General features: G+C 69.6%; 21 protein-coding genes. 15 read left to right on the forward strand and 6 right to left on the reverse strand.

All coding sequences use genetic code 11. The features are described from left to right. The first annotated feature begins 4 nt into the window (after window positions 1-4). The 6 genes from E2L08_RS14165 to E2L08_RS14190 all read left to right on the forward strand — a co-directional run bounded on the left by E2L08_RS14165 (window position 5) and on the right by E2L08_RS14190 (window position 6,059). Window positions 5-1,087 carry a microcin C ABC transporter permease YejB gene (locus tag E2L08_RS14165; protein WP_133397748.1) on the forward strand — a complete coding sequence of 361 codons (1,083 nt, stop codon included), beginning with the start codon at window positions 5-7 and terminating at the stop codon, window positions 1,085-1,087. A 3-nt stretch (window positions 1,088-1,090) separates the two neighbouring features. Continuing rightward, window positions 1,091-2,311, forward strand: a complete 1,221-nt coding sequence (locus E2L08_RS14170; RefSeq protein ID WP_133397749.1) for an ABC transporter permease — start codon at window positions 1,091-1,093, stop codon at window positions 2,309-2,311. Continuing rightward, window positions 2,308-3,939, forward strand: coding sequence for an ABC transporter ATP-binding protein (locus E2L08_RS14175; RefSeq protein ID WP_133397750.1), 1,632 nt, complete (start codon window positions 2,308-2,310; stop codon window positions 3,937-3,939). Before E2L08_RS14170 ends, E2L08_RS14175 begins: the two co-directional genes overlap by 4 nt. Before the next feature lie 99 nt (window positions 3,940-4,038). Further along, complete coding sequence (locus tag E2L08_RS14180) at window positions 4,039-4,308, forward strand: DksA/TraR family C4-type zinc finger protein (protein WP_133397751.1); 270 nt, start codon at window positions 4,039-4,041, stop codon at window positions 4,306-4,308. A gap of 57 nt (window positions 4,309-4,365) precedes the next feature. Continuing rightward, window positions 4,366-5,274 (forward strand): diacylglycerol/lipid kinase family protein, encoded by a 909-nt coding sequence (locus tag E2L08_RS14185; protein WP_133397752.1) that lies wholly within the window; start codon window positions 4,366-4,368, stop codon window positions 5,272-5,274. Beyond that, window positions 5,274-6,059, forward strand: coding sequence for a metallophosphoesterase family protein (locus E2L08_RS14190; protein ID WP_133397753.1), 786 nt, complete (start codon window positions 5,274-5,276; stop codon window positions 6,057-6,059). Before E2L08_RS14185 ends, E2L08_RS14190 begins: the two co-directional genes overlap by 1 nt. Window positions 6,060-6,062: 3 nt before the next feature. On the opposite strand, the gene E2L08_RS14195 is transcribed toward E2L08_RS14190, so the two are convergent. After that, complete coding sequence (locus E2L08_RS14195) at window positions 6,063-7,370, reverse strand: D-alanyl-D-alanine carboxypeptidase family protein (RefSeq protein WP_370450690.1); 1,308 nt, start codon at window positions 7,368-7,370, stop codon at window positions 6,063-6,065. A 200-nt stretch (window positions 7,371-7,570) separates the two neighbouring features. Next, entirely contained in the window at window positions 7,571-8,266 is a 696-nt protein-coding gene (locus tag E2L08_RS14200; RefSeq protein ID WP_133397754.1) for an HAD family hydrolase, read from the reverse strand. A gap of 93 nt (window positions 8,267-8,359) precedes the next feature. Here E2L08_RS14200 and clpS point away from each other — a divergent pair, with 93 nt between their 5' ends. The 5 genes from clpS to E2L08_RS14225 are packed head-to-tail and all read left to right on the forward strand — an operon-like array spanning window position 8,360 to window position 11,909. After that, window positions 8,360-8,683, forward strand: coding sequence for an ATP-dependent Clp protease adapter ClpS (clpS, locus tag E2L08_RS14205; protein ID WP_133397783.1), 324 nt, complete (start codon window positions 8,360-8,362; stop codon window positions 8,681-8,683). Window positions 8,684-8,701: 18 nt separating this feature from the next. Next, a complete protein-coding gene (locus tag E2L08_RS14210; RefSeq protein WP_133397755.1) occupies window positions 8,702-9,664 on the forward strand; it encodes a class I SAM-dependent methyltransferase in 963 nt (320 codons plus the stop codon). A gap of 13 nt (window positions 9,665-9,677) precedes the next feature. Beyond that, window positions 9,678-10,487, forward strand: coding sequence for an SDR family NAD(P)-dependent oxidoreductase (locus E2L08_RS14215; protein WP_133397756.1), 810 nt, complete (start codon window positions 9,678-9,680; stop codon window positions 10,485-10,487). 46 nt (window positions 10,488-10,533) lie between these two features. Beyond that, window positions 10,534-11,457, forward strand: a complete 924-nt coding sequence (gene hemF / locus E2L08_RS14220) for an oxygen-dependent coproporphyrinogen oxidase (RefSeq protein WP_370450691.1) — start codon at window positions 10,534-10,536, stop codon at window positions 11,455-11,457. Further along, the gene (locus E2L08_RS14225) at window positions 11,448-11,909 is read left to right on the forward strand and encodes a gamma-glutamylcyclotransferase family protein (protein WP_133397757.1); all 462 of its coding nucleotides are present in this window, start codon (window positions 11,448-11,450) and stop codon (window positions 11,907-11,909) included. Before hemF ends, E2L08_RS14225 begins: the two co-directional genes overlap by 10 nt. Before the next feature lie 36 nt (window positions 11,910-11,945). On the opposite strand, the gene hemE is transcribed toward E2L08_RS14225, so the two are convergent. After that, window positions 11,946-12,971 carry a uroporphyrinogen decarboxylase gene (gene hemE / locus E2L08_RS14230; RefSeq protein ID WP_133397758.1) on the reverse strand — a complete coding sequence of 342 codons (1,026 nt, stop codon included), beginning with the start codon at window positions 12,969-12,971 and terminating at the stop codon, window positions 11,946-11,948. Between the two features lie 102 nt (window positions 12,972-13,073). On the opposite strand from hemE, the gene hemC reads away from it, so the two are divergent. After that, window positions 13,074-14,012: a hydroxymethylbilane synthase gene (gene hemC / locus E2L08_RS14235; protein ID WP_133397759.1), complete on the forward strand. Its 939-nt coding sequence runs from the start codon at window positions 13,074-13,076 to the stop codon at window positions 14,010-14,012. Between the two features lie 21 nt (window positions 14,013-14,033). On the opposite strand, the gene E2L08_RS14240 is transcribed toward hemC, so the two are convergent. Then, window positions 14,034-14,723: an arylesterase gene (locus E2L08_RS14240; RefSeq protein ID WP_133397760.1), complete on the reverse strand. Its 690-nt coding sequence runs from the start codon at window positions 14,721-14,723 to the stop codon at window positions 14,034-14,036. Between E2L08_RS14240 and E2L08_RS14245 the strand changes: the two genes are divergently transcribed. The 3 genes from E2L08_RS14245 to E2L08_RS14255 all read left to right on the forward strand — a co-directional run bounded on the left by E2L08_RS14245 (window position 14,722) and on the right by E2L08_RS14255 (window position 19,455). After that, window positions 14,722-15,411 (forward strand): ABC transporter ATP-binding protein, encoded by a 690-nt coding sequence (locus E2L08_RS14245; RefSeq protein WP_133397761.1) that lies wholly within the window; start codon window positions 14,722-14,724, stop codon window positions 15,409-15,411. The two genes, E2L08_RS14240 and E2L08_RS14245, sit on opposite strands and share 2 nt — an antisense overlap. A gap of 16 nt (window positions 15,412-15,427) precedes the next feature. After that, entirely contained in the window at window positions 15,428-17,953 is a 2,526-nt protein-coding gene (locus E2L08_RS14250) for an ABC transporter permease (protein ID WP_133397762.1), read from the forward strand. Between the two features lie 122 nt (window positions 17,954-18,075). After that, a complete protein-coding gene (locus E2L08_RS14255; RefSeq protein ID WP_133397763.1) occupies window positions 18,076-19,455 on the forward strand; it encodes an MATE family efflux transporter in 1,380 nt (459 codons plus the stop codon). Here the strand turns inward: E2L08_RS14255 and truA are convergent. Together truA and E2L08_RS14265 are read right to left on the reverse strand one after the other, a co-directional pair. After that, window positions 19,410-20,180: a tRNA pseudouridine(38-40) synthase TruA gene (truA, locus tag E2L08_RS14260; protein ID WP_133397764.1), complete on the reverse strand. Its 771-nt coding sequence runs from the start codon at window positions 20,178-20,180 to the stop codon at window positions 19,410-19,412. The genes E2L08_RS14255 and truA overlap by 46 nt on opposite strands. Window positions 20,181-20,278: 98 nt before the next feature. After that, the gene (locus E2L08_RS14265) at window positions 20,279-21,109 is read right to left on the reverse strand and encodes a 4-(cytidine 5'-diphospho)-2-C-methyl-D-erythritol kinase (RefSeq protein WP_133397765.1); all 831 of its coding nucleotides are present in this window, start codon (window positions 21,107-21,109) and stop codon (window positions 20,279-20,281) included. Window position 21,110 lies beyond the last annotated feature (1 nt).

Genomic DNA, 21,110 nt, shown 5'->3' on the forward strand with positions numbered 1-21,110 from the left:
ACCCATGGGCGCCTATGTCCTCCGCCGTCTGCTGCTCATCATTCCGACGCTGTTCGGGATCATGGTGGTCAATTTCGTCCTGACGCAATTCGTGCCGGGCGGCCCGATCGAGCAGGTCATCGCCCAGCTCGAGGGTGGCGGCGACGTGTTCCAGGGCATCGCGGGCGGCGGCGGCGATGCGGGCAATCTCGATGGCGACACCACGGGCTATGTCGGCGCGCGGGGCCTGCCGCCCGAGTTCATCGCCGAGCTCGAGGCCGAGTTCGGGTTCGACAAGCCGCCGCTCGAACGGTTCGTGTCGATGATGTGGAACTACCTGCGGCTCGATTTCGGCGAGAGCTATTTCCGCTCCATCGGGGTGATCGACCTGGTGATCGAAAAGCTGCCGGTCTCGATCTCGCTGGGGCTGTGGTCTACCCTGATCGCCTATATCGTCTCGATCCCGCTGGGCATCCGCAAGGCGATGCATGACGGGTCGCGGTTCGACACGTGGACCAGCGCGCTGATCATCGTGGCCTATGCCATCCCCGGTTTCCTCTTTGCGATCCTGCTGCTGGTGCTGTTCGCGGGGGGGTCCTATTTCCAGATCTTCCCGCTGCGCGGCCTGACCTCGGACAATTGGGACCAGCTCAGCCTGCTGGGCAAGATCGCGGATTATTTCTGGCATATCGCGCTGCCGGTGATCGCCTCGACCATCTCGGCCTTCGCGACGCTGACGCTGCTGACCAAGAACAGCTTTCTCGACGAGATCAAGAAACAATACGTCATGACCGCGCGGGCCAAGGGCCTCAAGGAAAGCCGGGTTCTGTACGGCCATGTCTTTCGCAACGCCATGCTGATCGTCATCGCGGGATTCCCGTCGGTCTTCATCGGGGTGTTCTTCGGCGGGTCGCTCATCATCGAGACGATCTTTTCGCTCGACGGGCTCGGCCGTTTAGGATTCGAGGCGGCGGTGGCGCGCGATTACCCGGTGATCTTCGGGACGCTGTTCTTCTTCGGGCTGATCGGGCTGGTGGTGGGGATCCTGTCGGACCTGATGTATGTGCTGGTCGATCCCCGCATCGATTTCGAAAGCCGGGAGGGCTGATCCATGGCGCACCCGGACGCGAAACCCGATCCCGCCGAGCCGACCGAGCCCGGTATCGTCACGCCGCCGCCCCATCCCGGCGCGGGCGGCCAGCTTGCGCCGCCCCCCGTGGTCCCGGCGCGGCGGCGGCCGTTCTTGTCGCCGCTCAATCAACGGCGCTGGCGCAATTTCCGGCGCAACCGGCGGGCCTTCTGGTCGCTGATCGTCTTTGCGATCATCTTCACCCTGTCGCTGTTCGCCGAGTTCATCGCCAACGACAAACCGATCCTCGTGCGCTATGACGGGGCGTTCTACACGCCGATCTTCAGCTTCTATCCCGAAACGGCGTTCGGCGGCGATTTCCGCACCGAGGCCGTCTATGCCGATATCGAGGTCAAGTGCCTGATCCGCACCGGCGGGCTCGAGGATTGTTTCGACACCCCCGAGGATCTGATCGCCGAGGGCGCCGTGGCCCAGGGCGCCGAGCCCGGCTGGATCCTCTGGCCGCCGATCCCCTACAGCTACAACACGATCAACGATATCGACGGCGCCGCCCCCTCGGCCCCCGATTCCGCGCATATCCTGGGTACCGACGACACCGCGCGCGACGTGGCCGCGCGGGTCATCTACGGGTTCCGGCTGTCGATCCTGTTCACGCTTGTCGTGACGGTGCTGACCTCGCTCATCGGGATCGTGGCGGGCGCGGTGCAAGGATTCTTTGGCGGGTGGACCGATCTATTATTCCAGCGCGTGATCGAGATCTGGGTCTCCACGCCCTCGCTTTACGTCATCATCATCCTCTTCGCGATCCTGGGGCGAAGTTTCTGGCTGCTGGTCTTTGTCACCGTCCTGTTCGGCTGGCCGGCGCTGGTGGGCGTGGTCCGGGCCGAGTTCCTGAGGGCGCGCAATTTCGAATACGTGCGCGCGGCGCGGGCGCTGGGCGTCTCGAACTGGAAGATCATGTTCCGCCACATGCTGCCCAATGCCATGGTGGCGACGGTCACGATGCTGCCCTTCATCATCACCGGGACGATCACCACGCTGGCGACGCTCGATTTCCTGGGCTTCGGACTGCCATCGTCGGCGCCGAGCCTCGGCGAGCTGACGCTCCAGGCCAAGCAGAACCTCCAGGCGCCGTGGCTGGGCTTCACCGCCTTTTTCACCTTTGCCATCATGCTGTCGCTGCTGGTCTTCATCTTCGAGGGCATCCGCGACGCCTTCGATCCGCGAAAGACCTTCCAATGAGCAGCGCGCCCTCTGACACCGCCACCGCGCCCGTGCTCGAGGTCGAGAACCTCGGCGTCCGGTTCCGACAGGACGGTGCGGAAACCGTCGCCGTGCGCGGGGTGAGCTTTACCGTCCATCGCGGCGAGACGGTCGCGCTGGTGGGCGAATCCGGGTCGGGCAAATCGGTCACGGCGCTCTCGACCGTCGACCTGCTGGGCGGATCGGCCGAGGTTCAGGGCTCGGTCCGCTATGCAGGCCAGGAGATGATCGGCGCGTCGGAGCGGCTGCTGCGCCGCGTGCGGGGCAACGATATCAGCTTCATCTTCCAGGAGCCGATGACCTCGCTCAACCCGCTGCACACGATCGAAAGGCAGCTTTCGGAATCGCTTGCGCTGCACCAGGGGATCGCGGGCAAGGCGGCCGAGGCGCGGATCGTCGAGCTGCTCGACCAGGTCGGCATCCAGAACCCCGCGGGTCGCCTCAAGGACTATCCCCACCAGCTTTCGGGCGGTCAGCGTCAGCGCGTGATGATCGCCATGGCGCTGGCAAACAAGCCAGACCTTCTGATCGCCGACGAACCGACCACCGCGCTCGACGTCACGATCCAGGCGCAGATCCTCGAGCTGCTGGCGGGGCTGAAACGGTCCGAGGGGCTGTCGATGCTGTTCATCACCCATGACCTGACCATCGTGCGCAAGATCGCCGACCGGGTCTGCGTGATGAAGAACGGCGAGATCGTCGAGCAGGGCCCGACCGAACGCATCTTTACCGATCCGGCGCATCCCTACACGCAGATGCTGCTGGCCGCCGAAAGCATCGGGCGCCCGACCGAGGTGCCCGCGGATGCCGAGACGATCGCCGAGACGCGCGACCTGCGCATCTGGTTTCCCGTGCAGCGGGGGCTGATGCGGCGCACGGTCGATCACATCCGCGCGGTCAACGCGGCGACGTTGTCGGTGCGTGCGGGAGAAACCGTTGGCATCGTCGGGGAATCGGGGTCGGGCAAGACGACGCTGGCGCTGGCGATCATGCGGCTGATCCCGTCCGAGGGCACGATCGTCTTTCAGGGGCGCGACATACAATCGCTGCGCGGCCGGGCCATGCGCCCGCTGCGCGCCGACATGCAGATCGTGTTCCAGGATCCGTTCGGATCGCTGAGCCCGCGCATGACCATCGAGGAGATCATCGCAGAAGGGCTCGGCGTGCACGGCACGTCGAAAGGGCGGGACCGGCGCGCGATGGTCGCCGACATCATGGCCGAGGTCGGGCTCGACCCGGCGACGATGCACCGTTATCCGCACGAGTTCTCGGGCGGGCAGCGGCAGCGCATCGCCATCGCGCGCGCCATGATCCTGAGGCCCAGGCTGGTCGTGCTCGACGAACCGACCTCCGCGCTCGACATGACGGTGCAGGTGCAGATCGTCGAGCTGCTGCGCGAATTGCAGCGCAAGTACCGCCTCGCTTACCTGTTCATCAGCCACGATCTCAAGGTCGTGCGCGCGCTGAGCCACAAGGTCATGGTGATGCGGCGCGGCGACGTGGTCGAGGCTGGCCCGGTCGACGAGATCTTCGACGCGCCGCGCACCGACTACACCCGCGCGCTGATGGCCGCCGCCTTCGAGGTGAAGGCCACCGACGCCGCCTGATCCCGCGGGCGGAGGGGGCGTTCCGCCCCCGCTCCGGTTGAACCGGAGCCCCCCGAGGATATTTAACAGGAGGAAAACGGGCCGGAGGTCGAGAGCATCATGGCAGGCGGTTGGTCGAGAGACGGGGCGGTGGCCGAGCAGATCGAGGCGTCGATCGCCGACGAGATGGCGCGGCTCAAGGCGCGGCGCGTGCCCACGGGCGAAAGCGCCACCCATTGCGCGGAATGCGACGAGCCGATCCCGCAGGCGCGGCGCGCGGCCGTGCCCGGCGTGAAGCTCTGCCGCGACTGCCAGGCCGAGCGCGACACCCGTGCCGCCCCCCGCGGGGGCATCAACCGGCGCGGGTCCAAGGACAGCCAGCTCAAGTAACGGACCTTGGGGCGGGGGGCCGCGTTGACAGGCCATTCTGCTGGAACACGGTTTGACATGGCCTATCGCATCGCCCTCATCGCCAATCGCTCGTCGGGCCAGAACAGCCGCGATGCCGAGGCCATCGACCGCTGCATGGCGGGGCTCGGGCCCGACGTGTTCCGCCTCGACTGGGAGCCGGGGAGCGACATGGGCGCCGTCATCGACCGCGCATTGGCGCAGGGCGCCGAGCGCGTCGTGGCCGCGGGCGGCGACGGCACCGTCATGGCGGTGGCCGGTGCCATGCTGGGGCGGGGCGTGCCGCTGGGGGTGCTGCCGCTTGGCACGTTCAACTTTTTCGCGCGCGGCCTCGGGCTGTCCGAGGATCCCGACCGGGCGGCGCGCCAGATCGTCGATGCCGATCCGCACGAGATCCGCGTGGGCATGGTCAATGGCCGGCCGTTCCTCAACAATGCCAGCCTCGGGATCTATCCCGCGATCCTGAAAGAGCGCGAGACGGTCTATTCGCGCTGGGGCCGGTTCCGGACCATGGCCTATTGGTCGGTCGGCAAGACCTTCCTGCGCTATCGCAAGCCAATGAAGCTGACGCTGCGCCATGACGGCATGACGCGGCAGGTCCGCACGGCGCTGCTTTTTGCGGGGCGGTCGGCCTATCAGCTCGAGCTTTTCGGCATCGCGGGGGCCGATGCCATCGACGCGGATCGTTTCGCCTTCATCATCGCGCGCGCCGATACGCGGCTCGAGCTGTTTCGCATGGCTGCCCGCCTTGCCCTGCGCAAGCCCCTGCGGGGGAGGGATTACGAGCTGCTGACGACCGACGAGCTGTCGGTCGAGACCGCGACGACGCGCGCGCTGCTGGCATTCGATGGCGAGAAATCGCGCGATGCGGGGCCGTTCCGGTTTCACATGTCGCAGGACCGGCTGACTATCCTGCTGCCGCGCAACCCCACCGGGCACGCGACCTGATGGCGCGGATCGTTCACCTGTCGGACCTGCATTTCGGGCGCGACCGCCCCGAACTCTCCACGCCGCTCCTGGCAGCGGTGAACGGGCTCTCGCCCGATCTGGTCGCGATCTCGGGCGATTTCACCCAGCGCGCGCGGCATCACCAGTTCGCCGAGGCCGCGCGGTTCAAGGCCCGGATCGAGGCGCCCGTTCTGGCGGTGCCGGGCAATCACGACACGCCGCTCGACAATCTCTGGGTACGGTTCCTGCGGCCGTTCTCGCGCTATCGCAAGGCCATCGACCCCGATCTGGAACCCGACTGGAGCGACAACCGCGTCAAGGTCACGGGGGTGAACACGGTCAACCGGTTCTCGTGGCAGCGGGGGCGCATCTCGGGGCGCACCGTGCGCGAGGTCTGCCACGCCTTTGCCGATGCGGGCGAGCGGTTGCGGATCGTGGTGCTGCACCATCCGCTGGAACACGGGCCCGAGGTCGACAAGCGGCTGATGCGCGGCTCGGCCGTCGCGCTGGACAGGCTGGGGGGCTGCGGGGCCGATATCGTGCTGTCGGGCCATCTGCACAGCACGATCGCGGCGCCGTTCCGGGCGGCGCCGTCGCTGCTGTTCGTGCAGGCGGGAACGGGATTGTCGGATCGGCTACGCGGCGAGCGCAACACCTTCAACGTGGTCGAGGGGGACCGCCGCGCCGTGGCGATCGAGACCTGGGCAGCGAGCGACGAACTGGTTTTCGCGCCCTGCGCCGAGGCGCGGTTCAGCTGCGAAGGGGGCGCCTGGGTGCCGGCCTGAGGCTCAGCCCGGCCCCAGCGTCGAGCAGGGCAGGTCGCGCGCCGACAGGCGGCGACAGGCCAGCGCGGCGCGGTCCTGGGTCATGCCGACGAAATTCGCCTCCCACCCGCTGGGGCCCTGAACGACCTTGCGCAGCGCCTGGTCGAGCGTCGAGATCTCGATTAGCGCGGTCTTGAGCAGGATTTCCTCGGCCTGGTAGCGCGAGGCGAAGCGGCCGAGATTGATCCCCCAATGCCGCCCGCCCGAGCTTGAGATGCGGGTCACGATTTCCTGCCCCTCGACCGTGGCGGGACGGCCGGGCGGAACCGGCGCGACGGCCACCGCGCCCTGCGCGAGGCGAGAGACATCGACGCCGCCGGGCGCGACCTCGGCCACCATGACGGGCGCCTGCGGCACGGGGCGCGGGGCCGGGCGCGGCGATTTCGCGACGAGCACCTGCGCCGATTTGGGCGCGCCGTGGATGACGGGGGCGGCGGGCTTGACCAGCGCCACCTGTGCGGGCGCACGGGCGAATCCCAGGTCGAGCAGCTCGGCCACCTTGGCGTTGCGGCTGGCGGTGGAGCGGCCGCCGAACACGGTCGCGATGATCCGCTCGCCATTGCGATCGGCCGAAGCCACGAGGTTGAACCCGGCGGCATTGGTAAACCCCGTCTTGATCCCGTCGGCCCCGCGATAGGCCGAGAGGAACCGGCGGTTCGTATTCTGGACCGTGCGCACTCCGGCATCGGTGCTGTGGCGCGAGAACAGGTTGTAGTATTCGGGAAAATCGGTCCAGAGGCGCCGCCCCATCGTCGTCATGTCGCGCGCCGTGCTCAGATGGCCCGATTCGGTCAGGCCGTGGGCGTTCTTGAAGGTCGTCCGCGTCATCCCGAGCGCGAGCGCGGTGCGCGTCATGCGGGCGGCGAACGCCTCTTCGGAGCCCGATATCGCCTCGCCGATGGCGGTGGCCGCGTCATTGGCCGATTTCACCGCCGCCGCGCGCACGAGGTATCGCAGCGCGATCCGCTGGCCCGGCCTCAGCCCCAGTTTCGAGGGCGGCTCGGACGCCGCGTGGTTGGATACGGTGACGACGGTGTCCATGCTGATCTCGCCGCGCTTGACCGCCTCGAACGCGACGTAGAGCGTCATCATCTTGGTCAGCGATGCGGGGTGGAGCCGGGTATCGGCGTTGCTGGCATGCAGCACCTCGCCCGAACGTGCGTCGATCACCATCGCCGCATAGGGCGCGGCCAGAGCCGGGCCCGCGAAGGCGAGGATCAGGGTTATGACGACGGCCGCAATTCGGCCGCGGACTGCGCTTGCATGGAGCACGGTTACATCACTGCCTTTTTCTGCCTCTCCCGCCGATTCTTGAGTGATCGGTCGGGCATCGCCCGAAAGGGCTAGCACGGGATGATGGCGAAAAAAAGGTATTAAAAAAGCCACTTCCGCGGCGGCGTGAAAGCGGGCTGCAGATATGGGGGGTACGGTGCGACATGCCCCCAGATAGGCGAGGCTGCCTTAAAAAGACCTTAATCCAGGGTGGCGACCAGCGGCGGAAGCCCGGCCAGCGTGTCGATGTGATGATAGCGCGGATCGCCCTCGGGCGGCTCGGCATGCTCCAGCACCCAGCCGAGGTCGTGCGGCACGAACACCCCGTGCCCGCCCGCGGCGATCATCGGCAGCACATCGGATTTCATCGAATTGCCCGCCATGACACCCGATGCCGCACCGCCATGGCCGGCAAAGACGCGGGCATAGACCGCGGGGCTCTTGTCCGAGACGATCTCGATCCCGTCGAAGGCATCGCCCAGCCCCGAGGCCGCGACCTTGCGCTCCTGGTCCAGAAGGTCGCCCTTTGTCACCAGCAAGAGCGTATAGCGCCCGGCCAGCGCGTTTATCGCGGCCTCGGCATCGGGCAGAAGCTCGACCGGGTGGGCCAGCATCTCGTGCCCCGCCTCGAGGATGCCCTTGAGGACCGGGGCGGGCACGTCGCCGCCGGTGACGTCTGCGGCGGTCTCGATCATCGACAGCATGAAGCCCTTGATGCCGAATCCGTAATGCCCGAGGTTGCGCCGCTCGGCCGCGAGCAGCCGTTCGAGCAGCGTGTCGGGATCGCAATGGGGGCGCAGCAGATCGGCGAACCGGGCCTCGGTCTCGCGGTAGAACCGTTCGTTGTGCCAGAGCGTGTCGTCGGCATCGAAGCCCACCGCCGTGATCCGCGTCATACTGCCCTTCCCTCGCCGCCGCGGACCCTTATATTGGTGTCTCGCTATCCTTCCAGTCCGATCGAAAGGCCAGACGTGTTCGAGCGCGATACGATCCTGTCCAGCAAGCCCGGCGATGACGACGGCGAAAGCGGCGTCGTTCTCGACACCAAACCCGTGACCAAGCGCCCGCCGCTCTACAAGGTCATGATCCTGAACGACGATTACACCCCGATGGAGTTCGTGGTCCATGTCCTCGAACGGTTCTTCGGGCTCAATCACGCGCAGGCGTTCGAGCTCATGCTGACCGTACACAAGAAGGGGCTGGCCGTGGTCGGGGTCTTTTCGTTCGAGGTGGCCGAGACCAAGGTGACGCAGGTGATGGACCTCGCGCGGCGCCACCAGCATCCGCTGCAATGCACGATGGAAAAGGAATAGGGCGGTATCGCCCCGATCATGCCCAGCCCCCGCCTGACGCTCGCCCTCGACGAAGGGCTGATTGCCGCACCCGTGCTTCTGATCGGCCCGCCCGCCGATCTCGACCTGTCCGATCTGCCCGGCCCCGTCGCCGCATGGCAGGACCGCCAGCCCGACCATGACGACCTCGCCGCCCGCGCTGTCGAGATGCGCGAGGGGATCGACGGCCCGGCGGCCACGGCCGTCGTCTTTGTCCCGCGCGAACGGGCCGCGGCGCGCGACCGGATCGCGCGGGCCGCGCGGGCCTGTCCCGACCTGCTCATCGACGGTCAGAAGACCGACGGCATCGACGCGCTGCTCAAGGAATGCCGTGGCAAGGGCGAGGTGGGGGCCGTGATCTCCAAGGCGCATGGCAAGATATTCGCCTTTCGCCCCGACCTGGCGCTCTGGCCCGTGACCGAGCCGCGGCCCGGCCCCGAGGGCTGGCTGACCGCCGCCACGAGCTTTTCGGCCGACGGGGTCGATCCGGCCTCGCGGCTGCTGGCCGACAGCCTGCCGCCGCTCGCGGGGCGGGCGGTCGATCTCGGGGCGGGGTGGGGATACCTCGCGCGGCGGGTGCTGGAGGCCGGGCCGGACGTGACCGGCTGCGACCTTGTCGAGGCGGATCGCGGCTCGCTCGATTGCGCGCGGGTCAACGTCACCGACCCCCGCGCCGCGTTCCACTGGGCCGATGCGACGCGCTGGCAACCCGAGGGGCGCATCGATCATGTCGTGACGAACCCGCCTTTTCACCGCGGACGGCAGGGCGATCCGGGGCTCGGCCGGGCCTTCATCGCGGCGGCGGGGGCCATGCTGGCCCCGCGCGGCACGCTCTGGCTGGTCGCCAACCGTCATCTGCCCTATGAACAGGCCCTCGGTGCGGCCTTCGCGCAGGTCGAGGAACGCGGCGACAGCCCCTCCTTCAAGCTGTTCCGCGCCACGCGACCCCGTCGCGCGCGCTAGAAAAGGAACCCCCATGAGCTTTTCCATACAGGGACGCACCGCCATCGTGACGGGTGCGGCAAACGGCGTCGGCCTTGCGGTCGCGCGGCATTTCATCGACCGCGGCGCCAACGTGATGCTGGCCGATATCGACGAGGCGCGGCTGGTCGACGAGATCGGCGAAATGGACGATGACGGCGGGACGGCGCGCTATTTCGCGGGCGATCTGCGCGAAAAGCTGACGGTCGCCAACCTCGTCTCGGCGACGATCGACGCCTTTGACCGGATCGACATCCTCGTGAACGCCTCGCGGCAGATGGAGGTGTCGGACCCGCTCGATCCCGACGATGGCGCGGTCGAGAACCTCTTGCGCCAGAACATGCTGAACGCGCTGCGGCTGAGCCAGACGGTCGCCCGCCGCATGATCCGGCAGGCCGAGGAGGACGACCGCGACGACGGGCCGCGCGGCTCGATCATCAACCTCAGCTCGATCGCCGCCCAGCGGACGCAGGCCGATCTGATGGCGTGGTCGATCTCTTCGGCGGCTCTGGACCAGGCGACGCGGTCGCTGGCGGTGGCGCTGGCGCCGCACCGCATCAGGGTGAACGCGGTCGCCTTCGGCTCGGTGATGAGCGCGTCGCTCAAGGGGGCGATCCGCGATCAGTCGGACCTGCGCGACGAGATCATCGGCAATACCCCGCTGCAACGCATCGCCAGCGCGGCCGAGGTCGCGCAGACGGTGCAATACCTTGCCGCCGATGCCTCGGGGTTCACCACCGGGCAGATCCTTACCGTCGATGGAGGGCGCACGCTGCTCGATGTCTGCGAGGCCTCGGCGCATTGACGCGCGCGCTTTCCAACCGCGCGGCGCGCTGCTAGGCCTTGATGCCATGACGACAGACGCGACCCAGCCCATGCCCGACGCCGACGATATCGCCCCCCGCAAGGACGAGGCCGCGGCCTGGTTCAGAACCCTGCGCGACAGCATCGTCGAGGCGTTCGAGGCGCTCGAGGACAGCCATGCGGACGGCCCCTTTGCCGACGAGGCGCCGGGCCGGTTCGAGGTTTCGCCGACCGTCCGCCGGTCCGACGACGGGTCGGATGCGGGCGGTGGCCTGATGAGCGTGATGCGGGGCGGGCGCGTTTTCGAAAAGGTGGGCGTGAACGTCTCGACGGTGCACGGCACGCTCGGGGCGCGGGCGCAGGCGGCGATGGCCGCGCGCAAGGGGCTGCCCGGCATGGCCGAGGATCCGCGCTTCTGGGCCAGCGGGATCAGCCTCGTCGCCCATATGCGCAACCCCCATGTGCCGGCCGTCCACATGAACACGCGGATGTTCTGGACGCCGCAGGCCTGGTGGTTCGGCGGCGGGTCCGACCTGAACCCCTGCCTCGAATATGCCGAGGACACGGCGCATTTTCACGCCACGCAACAGGAATATCTCGATCCGCACGGGCCGGAGATCTATCCGCGGCTCAAGGAATGGGCGGACGAGTATTTCTTTATCCCCCATCGCGGCCGGGCGCGCGGGGTCGGCGGGATCTTCATGGACGATCACTGCACGGGCGACTGGGATGCCGATTTCGCCCTGACCCGCGATATCGGCCGGGCGTTCCTGCCGGCCTTCGTGCCGCTGGTCGAACGGCGCCGCTCGCAGCCCTTTACCGAGGCCGAGCGCGATGCGCAGCTCGTCCATCGCGGGCTCTATGCCGAATACAACCTGGTCTATGACCGTGGCACCAAGTTCGGGCTCGAGACCGGGCACGACCCCGATGCCGTGCTGATGAGCCTGCCGCCGCTCGCGAAATGGCGCTGATCCCGACCGACCCGATCCCCCGGCTGCATGTCCCCGCCGATCCCTTTGTCGGCGACCGCGTCTTTGTCTATGGCACCTTGCGCCGGGGCTTCATCAACAACGAGGCGACCATCGCCTTTCGCGACGGGGCGCGGTTTCTGTCGATGGGGACGGTGCCCGGCGCGCTCTATTCCGTCGGCTGGTATCCCGCCCTCATCGAAGGGGGCGCGGGCCGCGTGACCGGCGAGCTTTGGGAGTTGGCGACGCCCGGCCTGATGGCCGTGCTCGACGAATACGAGGGCGTCGGCTGCGACAACCCGCCCGAATACACGCGCGAACGCCGCCATGTGCAGACGGAGGCCGGCCCGGTCGAGGCGTGGGTCTATATCTATATCGACGAGGTCGAGCCGCTTCAGCTCATCCCCGGCGGCGACTGGGCCGCGGCCTTCAACGACCCGGCAGAGCGGATCTGACCCCGTCCGGTGCGGCGGCGCACCGGGCGGGCCGTGTCACGCGCTGCGCAGCGCCTCGAGCATCAGGTGGACATTCTCGGGGTCGGCATCGGGGGTGATCCCGTGCCCGAGGTTGAAGATATGCGGCCCACCCGACAGGGCGTCGCGGATCTCGCGCGTGGCGCGCTGCAATTCCGCGCCCCCCGTCACCAGCAGCGCCGGGTCGAGATTGCCCTGCACGCAGCCGTCGCGCTGGACAAAGCGCGCGGCCCATTCGGGCGAGACCGAGGTATCGAGCGCGCAGCATTCGGCCCCGACGGCCTTGGCAAAGCCGATATACCGCTCGCCGGCCTGGCGGGGAAAGGCGATCACCGGCGTATCGGGATGACGCGCCTTGAGCGCGCCGATGATGCGCTTGGCCGGGGCGAGCGCATAGCGGTCGAAATCCTCGCCCTTGAGCGATCCGGCCCAGCTATCGAAGAGCTTGACCACCTCGGCGCCGGCGTCGATCTGCGCCGACAGGTATTCGATGGTCGCCTCTGAGATCAGGTCGATCAGGCGGTCGAACGCCTCGGGGGCGGTGTCCTTCATGGCGTGGGCGGGGGCCTGATCGGGCGTGCCGCGGCCCGCGACCATGTAGGTCGCGACCGTCCAGGGCGCCCCGGCAAAGCCGATCAGCGCCGTCTCGGCGGGCAGTTCGCGCTTGAGGATGCGCAGCGTCTCGTAGATCGGCGCCAGCGTCTCGTGCACCGCGTCCGCGGGCTTCAGCGCGTCGAGCTTGGCGGCGTCGTCCACGGGGGTCAGGCGCGGCCCCTCGCCGGTGACGAACCACAGCTCGGCCCCCAGCGCCTGCGGGATCAGCAGGATATCGGCGAACATGATCGCCGCATCGAACCCGTAGCGGCGGATCGGCTGGAGCGTGACCTCGGCCGCCAGTTCGGAATTATAGCACAGCGACAGGAAATCGCCCGCCTGCGCCCGCGTTTCGCGGTATTCGGGCAGGTAGCGGCCGGCCTGCCGCATCATCCAGACCGGCGGGATATCCTGCCGCTCTCCGGCCAGCGCGCGCATGAGCTTTTTCATTCGGTATCCCTCGGGGTTCGGACCGGCCCCGTGGTCCCTGTGCCGGCCCCGCTTGTCAAGGCATCTTGCCGCGGGCGCCGGGGGCCGATACGCCTCGGGACCATGCGTATGCCAGACCCCCAGACCCCGCTCAAGATCGGCACCCGCGGCTCGCCGCTCGCGCTTGCCCAGGCGAACGAGACCCGCGACAGGCTCGCCGCCGCCTTCAACCTGCCGCACGAGGCGTTCCAGATCGTCGTCATCAAGACGACCGGCGACCGCGTGCTCGACCGCCCCCTGCGGGAAATCGGCGGCAAGGGGCTGTTCACCCGCGAGATCGAGGACGCGATGCTGTCGGGCGATATCGACATCGCCGTCCACTCGATGAAGGACATGCCGACCGTGCAGCCCGAGGGGCTGACGCTCGATTGCTACCTCCCGCGCGAGATGCCCAACGATGCCTTCGTGGCGCTGGATGGCGGGACGCTCGCGGCCCTGCCCGAGGGGTCGGTCGTCGGCACCTCGTCGCTGCGGCGCAAGGCGCAGCTCCTGCATCGCCGCCCCGATCTCAAGGTGGTGGAGTTTCGCGGAAACGTGCAGACCCGGCTGAAAAAGCTGGCCGACGGGGTGGCCGACGCGACGTTCCTCGCCATGGCGGGGTTGAACCGGCTGGGCGACGATGCCGTGCCGCGCGCCCCGATCCCGGTCGAGGACATGCTGCCCGCCGTGGCGCAGGGCGCCATCGGCATCGAGCGGCGCGCCGATGACGACCGCGTGGCCGGGATGCTCGCCGCGATCCATGACGGCGAGACCGGCGACAGGCTGGCGGCCGAACGGGCGTTTCTCGCGCGGCTCGACGGATCGTGCGAGACGCCGATCGCCGGGCTGGCCGTGATCGCGGACGGGCGGCTGCATCTGCGCGGCGAGATCCTGCGCACCGACGGCACCGAGGCGCTGGCCGATGCGCGCGAGGGCACGGTCGCCGATGGCCCCGAGATGGGACGCGACCTGGCCGCGGCACTGCTGTCGCGCGCGGGCGAGGGGTTCTTCGACTGGCGCTGAGGCGCCGCGCGCGCCTTGCGCCTAGTCCACCTGCGCGATCAGCTCTTCGACCCGCGGCCCCAGCGCCTCGACGATCAGCGCGACGCCGGTCGCGTTGGGGTGGATGCCGTCGGGCTGCATGAACCGCGCGGCCCCCTCGCCGAAATCGCCGCCCGCCGCCTCTTCGAGCGCGGCCATGAAGCTCGGCTCGAGCAGGGTGTTCCACTTGTCCGACAGGTCGGCATAGATCGCGTCGAACTCGGCCTTGTAGTCGGGGCCGTAATTGCCCGGCGCCGACAGCCCGACCAGCAGGACCTCGACGCCCTTTTCATCGGCGGCCGTCAGGATCCCGTCGAGATTGGCGCGGCTGACCGCCGGATCGAGCCCGCGCAGCAGATCGTTCCCGCCCAGCGCCACGATCATCGCGTCGACATCGGGCGTCAGGGTCCAGTCCACCCGGCTGAGCCCGCCGGCGGTGGTGTCGCCCGAGACGCCGGCATTGATCACCGTCACGTCATGGCCCCGTTCGCGCAGCCACGCCTCGAGCTGCGGCACGAGACCCTCGGCCTGAGGCAGGCCGTAGCCCTGCGTCAACGAGTCGCCCAGCGCGGCGATGGTCGTCCCGGCCATGGCGGCCGTTCCGCCCAGCGCCAGCGCGGCCGCGACGACGAGACGCTTGGCAGCGCGCGCCGCCACCCCATATGCCACCCTGCCAGACAGGATATGTGCCATGACCGATCCCATCCTTTCCCTCGACGACGCGAGGCTCAGCCTCGACGGGAACGCGGGGCGGGTCGATATCCTGCACGGCATCACGCTGGACGTGGCGCGGGGCGATACGGTCGGGCTGGTGGGGCCGTCTGGTTCGGGCAAATCGTCTCTCCTCATGGTGATGGGCGGGCTCGAGCGTGCGACGGGCGGATCGGTCCGGGCGTTGGGCCATGACCTGACCGCGATGGACGAGGATGCGCTCGCCCGCTTTCGACGCAACCATATGGGGGTGGTCTTCCAGTCCTTCCACCTCATTCCGACGATGACCGCGCTGGAAAACGTCGCGACCCCGCTGGAGCTCGCCGGACGCGGTGACGCGTTCGAGCGCGCGCGCGCCGAGCTCGAGGCGATGGGGCTCGGCCATCGCGCCGACCATTACCCCAGCGAGCTTTCGGGCGGCGAACAGCAGCGCGTCGCGCTGGCCCGAGCCGCCGCGCCGCGCCCCGAGATCCTGCTGGCCGACGAGCCGACCGGCAATCTCGACGGCACGACCGGCGCCGCGATCATGGACCTGCTGTTCGGCCTGAACGAGCGCGACGGCGCGACGCTGATCCTCGTCACCCACGACCCGAGCCTCGCCGCGCGCTGCCGCCGGACCGTGCGGCTCGAGGATGGGCGGCTCGCCCCGCGGCGCGAGGCCGCGGAATGACCGAAAGCCTCCGCCCATGAGCCCCGCCATCGTCATCGCGCGGCGCGAGCTGCGCGCCGGGTTTCGCGGCGGCCTGCGCGGGTTCCGCGTCTTCATCGCCTGCCTCACGCTCGGCATCGCGGCCATCGCCGCCGTCGGATCCGTGCGCGAGGCGATCTCGGACGGGCTCGCCCGCGAGGGGGCGACGCTTCTGGGGGGCGATGCCAGCATCGAGTTCACCTACCGCTTCGCCTCGGACGAGGAACGCGCGGCGCTCGAGGCGCTGGGGCAGGTGTCCGAGATCGTGGATTTCCGCTCGATGGCGACGGTGCCGGGCGCGGATGGCCCGGACCGGGCGCTGACCCAGATCAAGGGCGTCGACGGCGCCTATCCGCTTTTCGGCGCGGTGACGCTCGAGCCCGCGATGCCGCTGTCGCGCGCGCTCGAGGGCGACGGCGCGGTGATGGACCGGGTGCTGATGGACCGGCTGGGCCTCGTGCCCGGCGACGCGTTCCGGCTGGGCACCAAGACCTTCACGCTACGCGCGGCCATCCTGTCCGAGCCCGACGATGCCGGGGGCGGCTTCGATTTCGGGCCGCGCACCATGGTGCGGACCGATGCGCTGGACGGGGCGGGGCTGATCCAGCCCGGCACGCTTTACGAGACCGAGTATCGGCTCGTCCTGCCCCCCGAAACCGATCTCGACGCCGCGCGCGCCCGGCTCGACGCGGCGCTGCCCGAGGCGGGGTTCCGTTGGCGCGACAGGCGCAATGGCGCGCCGGGCATCCAGATCTTCGTCGACCGGCTGTCGTCCTTCCTCGTGCTGGTGGGGCTCGCCGGCCTGGCCGTGGGCGGTGTCGGCGTCGCCTCGGCGGTGCGGGCGCATATGGTCGACAAGATCGGCACCATCGCCACGCTCAAGACGCTCGGCGCCGAAAGCCGCACGATCTTTTCGGCCTATGCGCTCGAGGTCGGCGCCGTCACCCTGCTGTCGCTGCTGCTGGGCCTCGCGCTCGGCGCGGCGCTGCCGCTGGCCTTTGCGCCGCTGCTGAACGACCGGCTGCCGGTTCCCGCCAATATCGCCGTCTATCCCGCGCCGCTGCTCGAGGCCGCGCTTTACGGGCTGCTGGCGGCCGCGCTCTTCACGCTCTGGCCGCTCGCCAAGGCGCAGAACGTGCGCGCCGCGGCGCTGTTTCGCGAGGCGGGGGGCTTGCCCGCGAGCCTGCCGCGCCCGGCTTTCCTGATCGCCACGGGGGCGCTGCTGGCGGCGCTGGTGGGGGCGGCGACGTGGCTGTCGGGGATCGCGCCCATCGCGCTCTGGACGGCGCTGGGGCTTGCGGTCGCGTTCTGCGCGCTGCTGGGCACGGCCTGGATCGTGCGCCGCGCGGCGCGGCGGCTGGCCCGGCTCGACGCGCTCAAGGGGCGCACCGCGCTCAGGACGGCAATCGGCGCGGTTGGCGGTCGCGGCTCCGAGGCGGGGCCGGTGATCCTGTCGCTGGGGCTGGGGCTGACGGTGCTGGCGGCCGTGGGGCAGATCGACCGCAACCTGCGCGACGCGATCGAGCGTGACCTGCCCGAGGTCGCGCCCTCCTACTTCGTCGTCGACATCCAGTCCGACCAGATCGACGGTTTCACCGACCGGCTCGAGGGCGATCCGGGCGTCTCGCGGGTCGAGGCGGCACCGATGCTGCGCGGCATTGTGACCGAGATTAACGGCCGCGACGCGCGCGAGGTGGCGGGCGATCACTGGGTGCTCGATGGCGACAGGGGCGTGACCTATGCCGCCGAACCCTCGCCCGAGACGACGATCACGGCCGGGCAATGGTGGCCCGAGGATTACGACGGCCCCAACCTCATCAGCTTTTCCGCCAACGAGGCCGAGGAAATGGGCCTGTCGCTGGGCGACAGCCTGACGGTGAACATCCTCGGCCGCGACATCGAGGGCGAGATCGCATCCTTCCGCGAGGTCGATTTCTCGACCGCCGGGATCGGGTTCATCCTGGCCATGAACCCCGCGGCGCTGCGGGACGCCCCGCATAGCTGGATCGCCACGATCTACGCCGAGCCGCAGGCAGAGGCGGCGATCCTGCGCGACCTGGCCGACGCCTATCCCAACATCACCGCGATCCGGGTGCGCGACGCCATCGACCGCGTCTCGGAAATCCTCGGCGGCGTCGCGGCGGCGATCACCTATGGCGCGTCGGTCACGCTGGCCACGGGGGCCGTCGTGCTGATCGGGGCGGCCTCGGCCGGCACGCGGGGGCGTGTCTTCGAGGCGGCGGTGCTCAAGACGCTCGGGGCCTCGCGGGCGACGATCCTGGGCAGCTTCGCGCTGCGATGGGCCTTCATGGGGCTGGCCGCGGGGCTCGTGGCCGCCGCCGGCGGGGCCGCGGCGGGCTGGGGGGTGTCGACCTTCCTGATGGAGACCGAGTTCCGTTTTGCCCCCCTGTCGGCGCTGACGATCGTGGGGGGCGGGGTGCTGGCCACGCTGCTCGCAGGGCTGGCATTCGCCTGGGCCCCGCTCGCCGCGCGCCCCGCGCGGGTTTTGCGCGCGCGCGAATAGACGGGGGCAGGCCGCTCCGCCTCTCTCTCTTCTCTTTCTCAAATACCCACGGCGCGACGCCGCCGCCCCGCGCCGTCCCCGATCCCCTTGCGGCGCCTCGGGGCCGGTCGTAAGGGCATCGGATGGCCGATCTCGCCGAACTCAGGACGCATGCCGCCCGGCTGCTGGTGTTGGGGATCCCCCTGATGGGCAGCCAGCTCGCGCAGCTTGCCATCCAGATCACCGATACCGTGATGCTGGGCCGCTACGATGTCACCGCGCTGGCGGGGCAGGTGCTGGGGTCGAGCCTGTTCGTCGTGCTGCTGCTGATGGGCTCGGGGTTCGGCTGGGCCGTGATGCCGATGGTGGCCGAGGCCGACAGCGCCGGGCGCCTGCCCGAGATCCGCCGCGTGACGCGCATGGGGCTGTGGCTTTCGGCCGGTTTCGCCGCGATCTCGATGCCGCCGATGCTGATGGCGCAGCCGCTTTTCCTGGCCCTCGGGCAGGAGCCCGAGCCCGCGCGGCTGGCCAGCGCCTATCTCGCCATCCAGGGCTGGTCGATCTTTCCGGCTCTTTTCGTCATGGTTCTGCGCAGTTTTCTCGCGGGGCTCGCGCTGACCCGCGCCGTGCTGCTGACCACGATGATCGCGGTGGTCCTGAACGCGGCGGTGAACTACGCGCTGATCTTCGGCAACTGGGGCGCGCCCGAGCTGGGGATCATCGGCGCGGCCTGGGCCTCCATCCTCTCGAACCTCGCGCAATGCCTGATGCTGGCGGTCTATGCCTTCGTGAAATCGCCAGAGCACGCGATCTTTCGGCGGCTGTGGAAACCCGACTCCGAGGCGCTGGGCCGCGTGTTCCGCCTCGGCTGGCCCATCGGGCTGACCACCCTGGCCGAGGTCGGGCTGTTCACCGCGGCGGCGGTGATGATCGGCTGGCTGGGCACCGCGCCGCTGGCCGCGCACGGGATCGCCATGCAGGTGACGTCGATCGTCTTCATGCTGCACCTGGGCCTGTCGCAGGCCGCCACGATCCGGGCGGGCAACGCGCTGGGCCGGGGCGACGGGCGGGGGTTGCGGCAGGGGGCCGCGGTCGCCGTCGGATTTTCGGCCGTGCTGGCGGTGGGCACCTCGGCGTTCTTGCTGGCGATGCCGGGGCCGCTCGTGGCGCTCTTCGTCGATCCCGCCGACCCCGCGCGCGACGCGGTGGTGGCGCTGGGCGCGGGGCTCATCATCGCGGCGGCGGTGTTCCAGCTCGTCGATGCCGCGCAGGTGATGGCGCTGGGCCTCTTGCGAGGGGTGCAGGACACGCGGCGGCCGATGGTCCTGGCGGCGGTCAGCTACTGGCTGATCGGCATCCCGGCGGGCTGGGTGTTCGGCTTTCCGATGGGCGGCGGCGGGGTCGGGGTGTGGCTGGGCATGGCGCTGGGCCTGACGGTCGCCGCCGTCACGATGCAATGGCGGTTCTGGCGGCGCGACTACGTCGTGAACGGGTCCGAAGGATACGTCACCGCGGCGAGGTAAAGCCCCTCGGGCGGGGCGACGGGGCCACAGGCCGCGCGGTCGCGCGCGACGAGGGCCGCGGCGACATCCTCGACGCGCCAGGCGCCCGAGCCGACCCGCTCCAGCGTTCCGGCAAAGGACCGCACCTGATTGTGCAGGAAACTGCGCGCGGCGACATGCAGCCGGATCTCGGCGCCGCCGGGATAGTCGCGGGTCTCGACCTCGAGCCGGTCGAGCGTCTTGATGGGCGAGGCGGCCTGGCACATGCTCGACCGGAAGGTGGTGAAATCATGCGTCCCGAGCAGCCGGTCGGCCGCCTTCTGCATCGCGTCCGCATCGAGCGGCGCGCGCAGCGCCCAGGCGCGCCCCCTGTCATGGGTGAGCGGCGCCCGCCGGGTGACGATGCGGAACAGGTAGCGCCGCCCCGTGGCCGAGAACCGCGCGTGAAACGTCTCGTCTACCTGCGCGCAGGCCGTGACGGCGATGGCCGCGGGCTTGAGGTGATAGTTCAGCGCCTCGGACAGGCGGAACGGATCCCAGTCGCGCGCGAGATCCACATGGGCGACCTGGCCCCAGGCGTGAACGCCCGCATCGGTACGGCCGGCCGCGGCGATGACGGGCCGCTCGGGCGCGAGACGGGCCAGCGCGGCCTCGACCGCGCCCTGGATGCTCGGCCGGTCGCGCTGACGCTGCCAGCCCGAGAACCCGGTCCCGTGATATTCGATGCGAAAGGCATAGCGCGGCATGGCGCGGATCTAGCCCGGTCGTGCCGCCCGCGAAAGGGGGAGGGGACGCCGCCCGGCCGCCCCTGTCGGGATCTGGGTATTTGGAAAGAGAAGAGACATCAGCGGAGCATGTTGGCGGCCACGACCCACCAATCGGGGCGGTCGCGACGGATCGCGGCTGCGGCTTGCTCGGCCTCGGGGCGGGTGGGGTAGAGCGCGAAACAGGTCGCGCCCGATCCCGACATGCGCGCGATCCGACAGCGGGGCGTCGCACGCAGCGCTGCAAGCGCCGCGCCGATCTGCGGCGCGATCCCGAGGGCCGGAGGTTCGAGATCGTTGCGGCAGGTGCCGAGCCATGCCGCGAGGTCGTCCGCGTCGCGCCACGCGCGGAGGTCGGGCAGCGGCGTGCCATCGCGCCGATCGAGCGCGCTGAACACCGCGGGCGTGGGGACCGCGATGCCGGGATTGACGAGGCAGAGCGCGGCCTGCGGCAGTTCGGGCAGCGGGTCCAGCCTTTCGCCGATGCCGCGCATCCGGGCCGGGCGGCCGGCGAGGCAGACCGGCACATCCGCCCCCAGCGCCGCCGCCGCGTCGTTCGGCAGCGCCCGCCCGTCGAGCGCGCCGAGCACGCGCAGCGTCGCCGCCGCATCGCCCGAGCCGCCGCCGATGCCCGAAGCGAGCGGCAGGCGTTTATCGAGATGCAGCGCGGCCGGCGCGCCGCCCATGACCCGCGCCGCGCGCAGCACGAGATTGTCGCCGGAGGTATCGAGCCCCGCGGCGAAGGGGCCGTCCATCGTCAGCGACCATTCGGCGGCCGGGCTGGCGGTGACGGTGTCGCCGACATCGGCAAAGACCACGATCGAGTCGAGCAGGTGATAGCCATCGGCGCGGCGGCCGGTGACGTGGAGTGCGAGGTTGATCTTGGCCGGTGCGAAGGCGCGTGCCGTCATC

Source organism: Palleronia sediminis (assembly GCF_004358695.1).
Lineage (GTDB): Bacteria > Pseudomonadota > Alphaproteobacteria > Rhodobacterales > Rhodobacteraceae > Palleronia > Palleronia sediminis.

Bases quoted from the DNA above. Each gene is read 5' to 3' on its own strand.
- E2L08_RS14255 (WP_133397763.1), top strand. From the start codon at position 18,076: ATGGCCGATCTCGCCGAACTCAGGACGCATGCCGCCCGGCTGCTGGTG.
- E2L08_RS14165 (WP_133397748.1), top strand. From the start codon at position 5: ATGGGCGCCTATGTCCTCCGCCGTCTGCTGCTCATCATTCCGACGCTG.
- hemF (WP_370450691.1), top strand. From the start codon at position 10,534: ATGACGACAGACGCGACCCAGCCCATGCCCGACGCCGACGATATCGCC.
- E2L08_RS14180 (WP_133397751.1), top strand. From the start codon at position 4,039: ATGGCAGGCGGTTGGTCGAGAGACGGGGCGGTGGCCGAGCAGATCGAG.
- E2L08_RS14225 (WP_133397757.1), top strand. From the start codon at position 11,448: ATGGCGCTGATCCCGACCGACCCGATCCCCCGGCTGCATGTCCCCGCC.
- E2L08_RS14265 (WP_133397765.1), bottom strand. From the start codon at position 21,109: ATGACGGCACGCGCCTTCGCACCGGCCAAGATCAACCTCGCACTCCAC.
- E2L08_RS14210 (WP_133397755.1), top strand. From the start codon at position 8,702: ATGCCCAGCCCCCGCCTGACGCTCGCCCTCGACGAAGGGCTGATTGCC.
- E2L08_RS14200 (WP_133397754.1), bottom strand. From the start codon at position 8,266: ATGACGCGGATCACGGCGGTGGGCTTCGATGCCGACGACACGCTCTGG.
- E2L08_RS14185 (WP_133397752.1), top strand. From the start codon at position 4,366: ATGGCCTATCGCATCGCCCTCATCGCCAATCGCTCGTCGGGCCAGAAC.
- E2L08_RS14240 (WP_133397760.1), bottom strand. From the start codon at position 14,723: ATGGCACATATCCTGTCTGGCAGGGTGGCATATGGGGTGGCGGCGCGC.
- E2L08_RS14215 (WP_133397756.1), top strand. From the start codon at position 9,678: ATGAGCTTTTCCATACAGGGACGCACCGCCATCGTGACGGGTGCGGCA.
- E2L08_RS14170 (WP_133397749.1), top strand. From the start codon at position 1,091: ATGGCGCACCCGGACGCGAAACCCGATCCCGCCGAGCCGACCGAGCCC.
- hemE (WP_133397758.1), bottom strand. From the start codon at position 12,971: ATGAAAAAGCTCATGCGCGCGCTGGCCGGAGAGCGGCAGGATATCCCG.
- hemC (WP_133397759.1), top strand. From the start codon at position 13,074: ATGCGTATGCCAGACCCCCAGACCCCGCTCAAGATCGGCACCCGCGGC.
- truA (WP_133397764.1), bottom strand. From the start codon at position 20,180: ATGCCGCGCTATGCCTTTCGCATCGAATATCACGGGACCGGGTTCTCG.
- E2L08_RS14250 (WP_133397762.1), top strand. From the start codon at position 15,428: ATGAGCCCCGCCATCGTCATCGCGCGGCGCGAGCTGCGCGCCGGGTTT.
- E2L08_RS14245 (WP_133397761.1), top strand. From the start codon at position 14,722: ATGACCGATCCCATCCTTTCCCTCGACGACGCGAGGCTCAGCCTCGAC.
- E2L08_RS14190 (WP_133397753.1), top strand. From the start codon at position 5,274: ATGGCGCGGATCGTTCACCTGTCGGACCTGCATTTCGGGCGCGACCGC.
- E2L08_RS14175 (WP_133397750.1), top strand. From the start codon at position 2,308: ATGAGCAGCGCGCCCTCTGACACCGCCACCGCGCCCGTGCTCGAGGTC.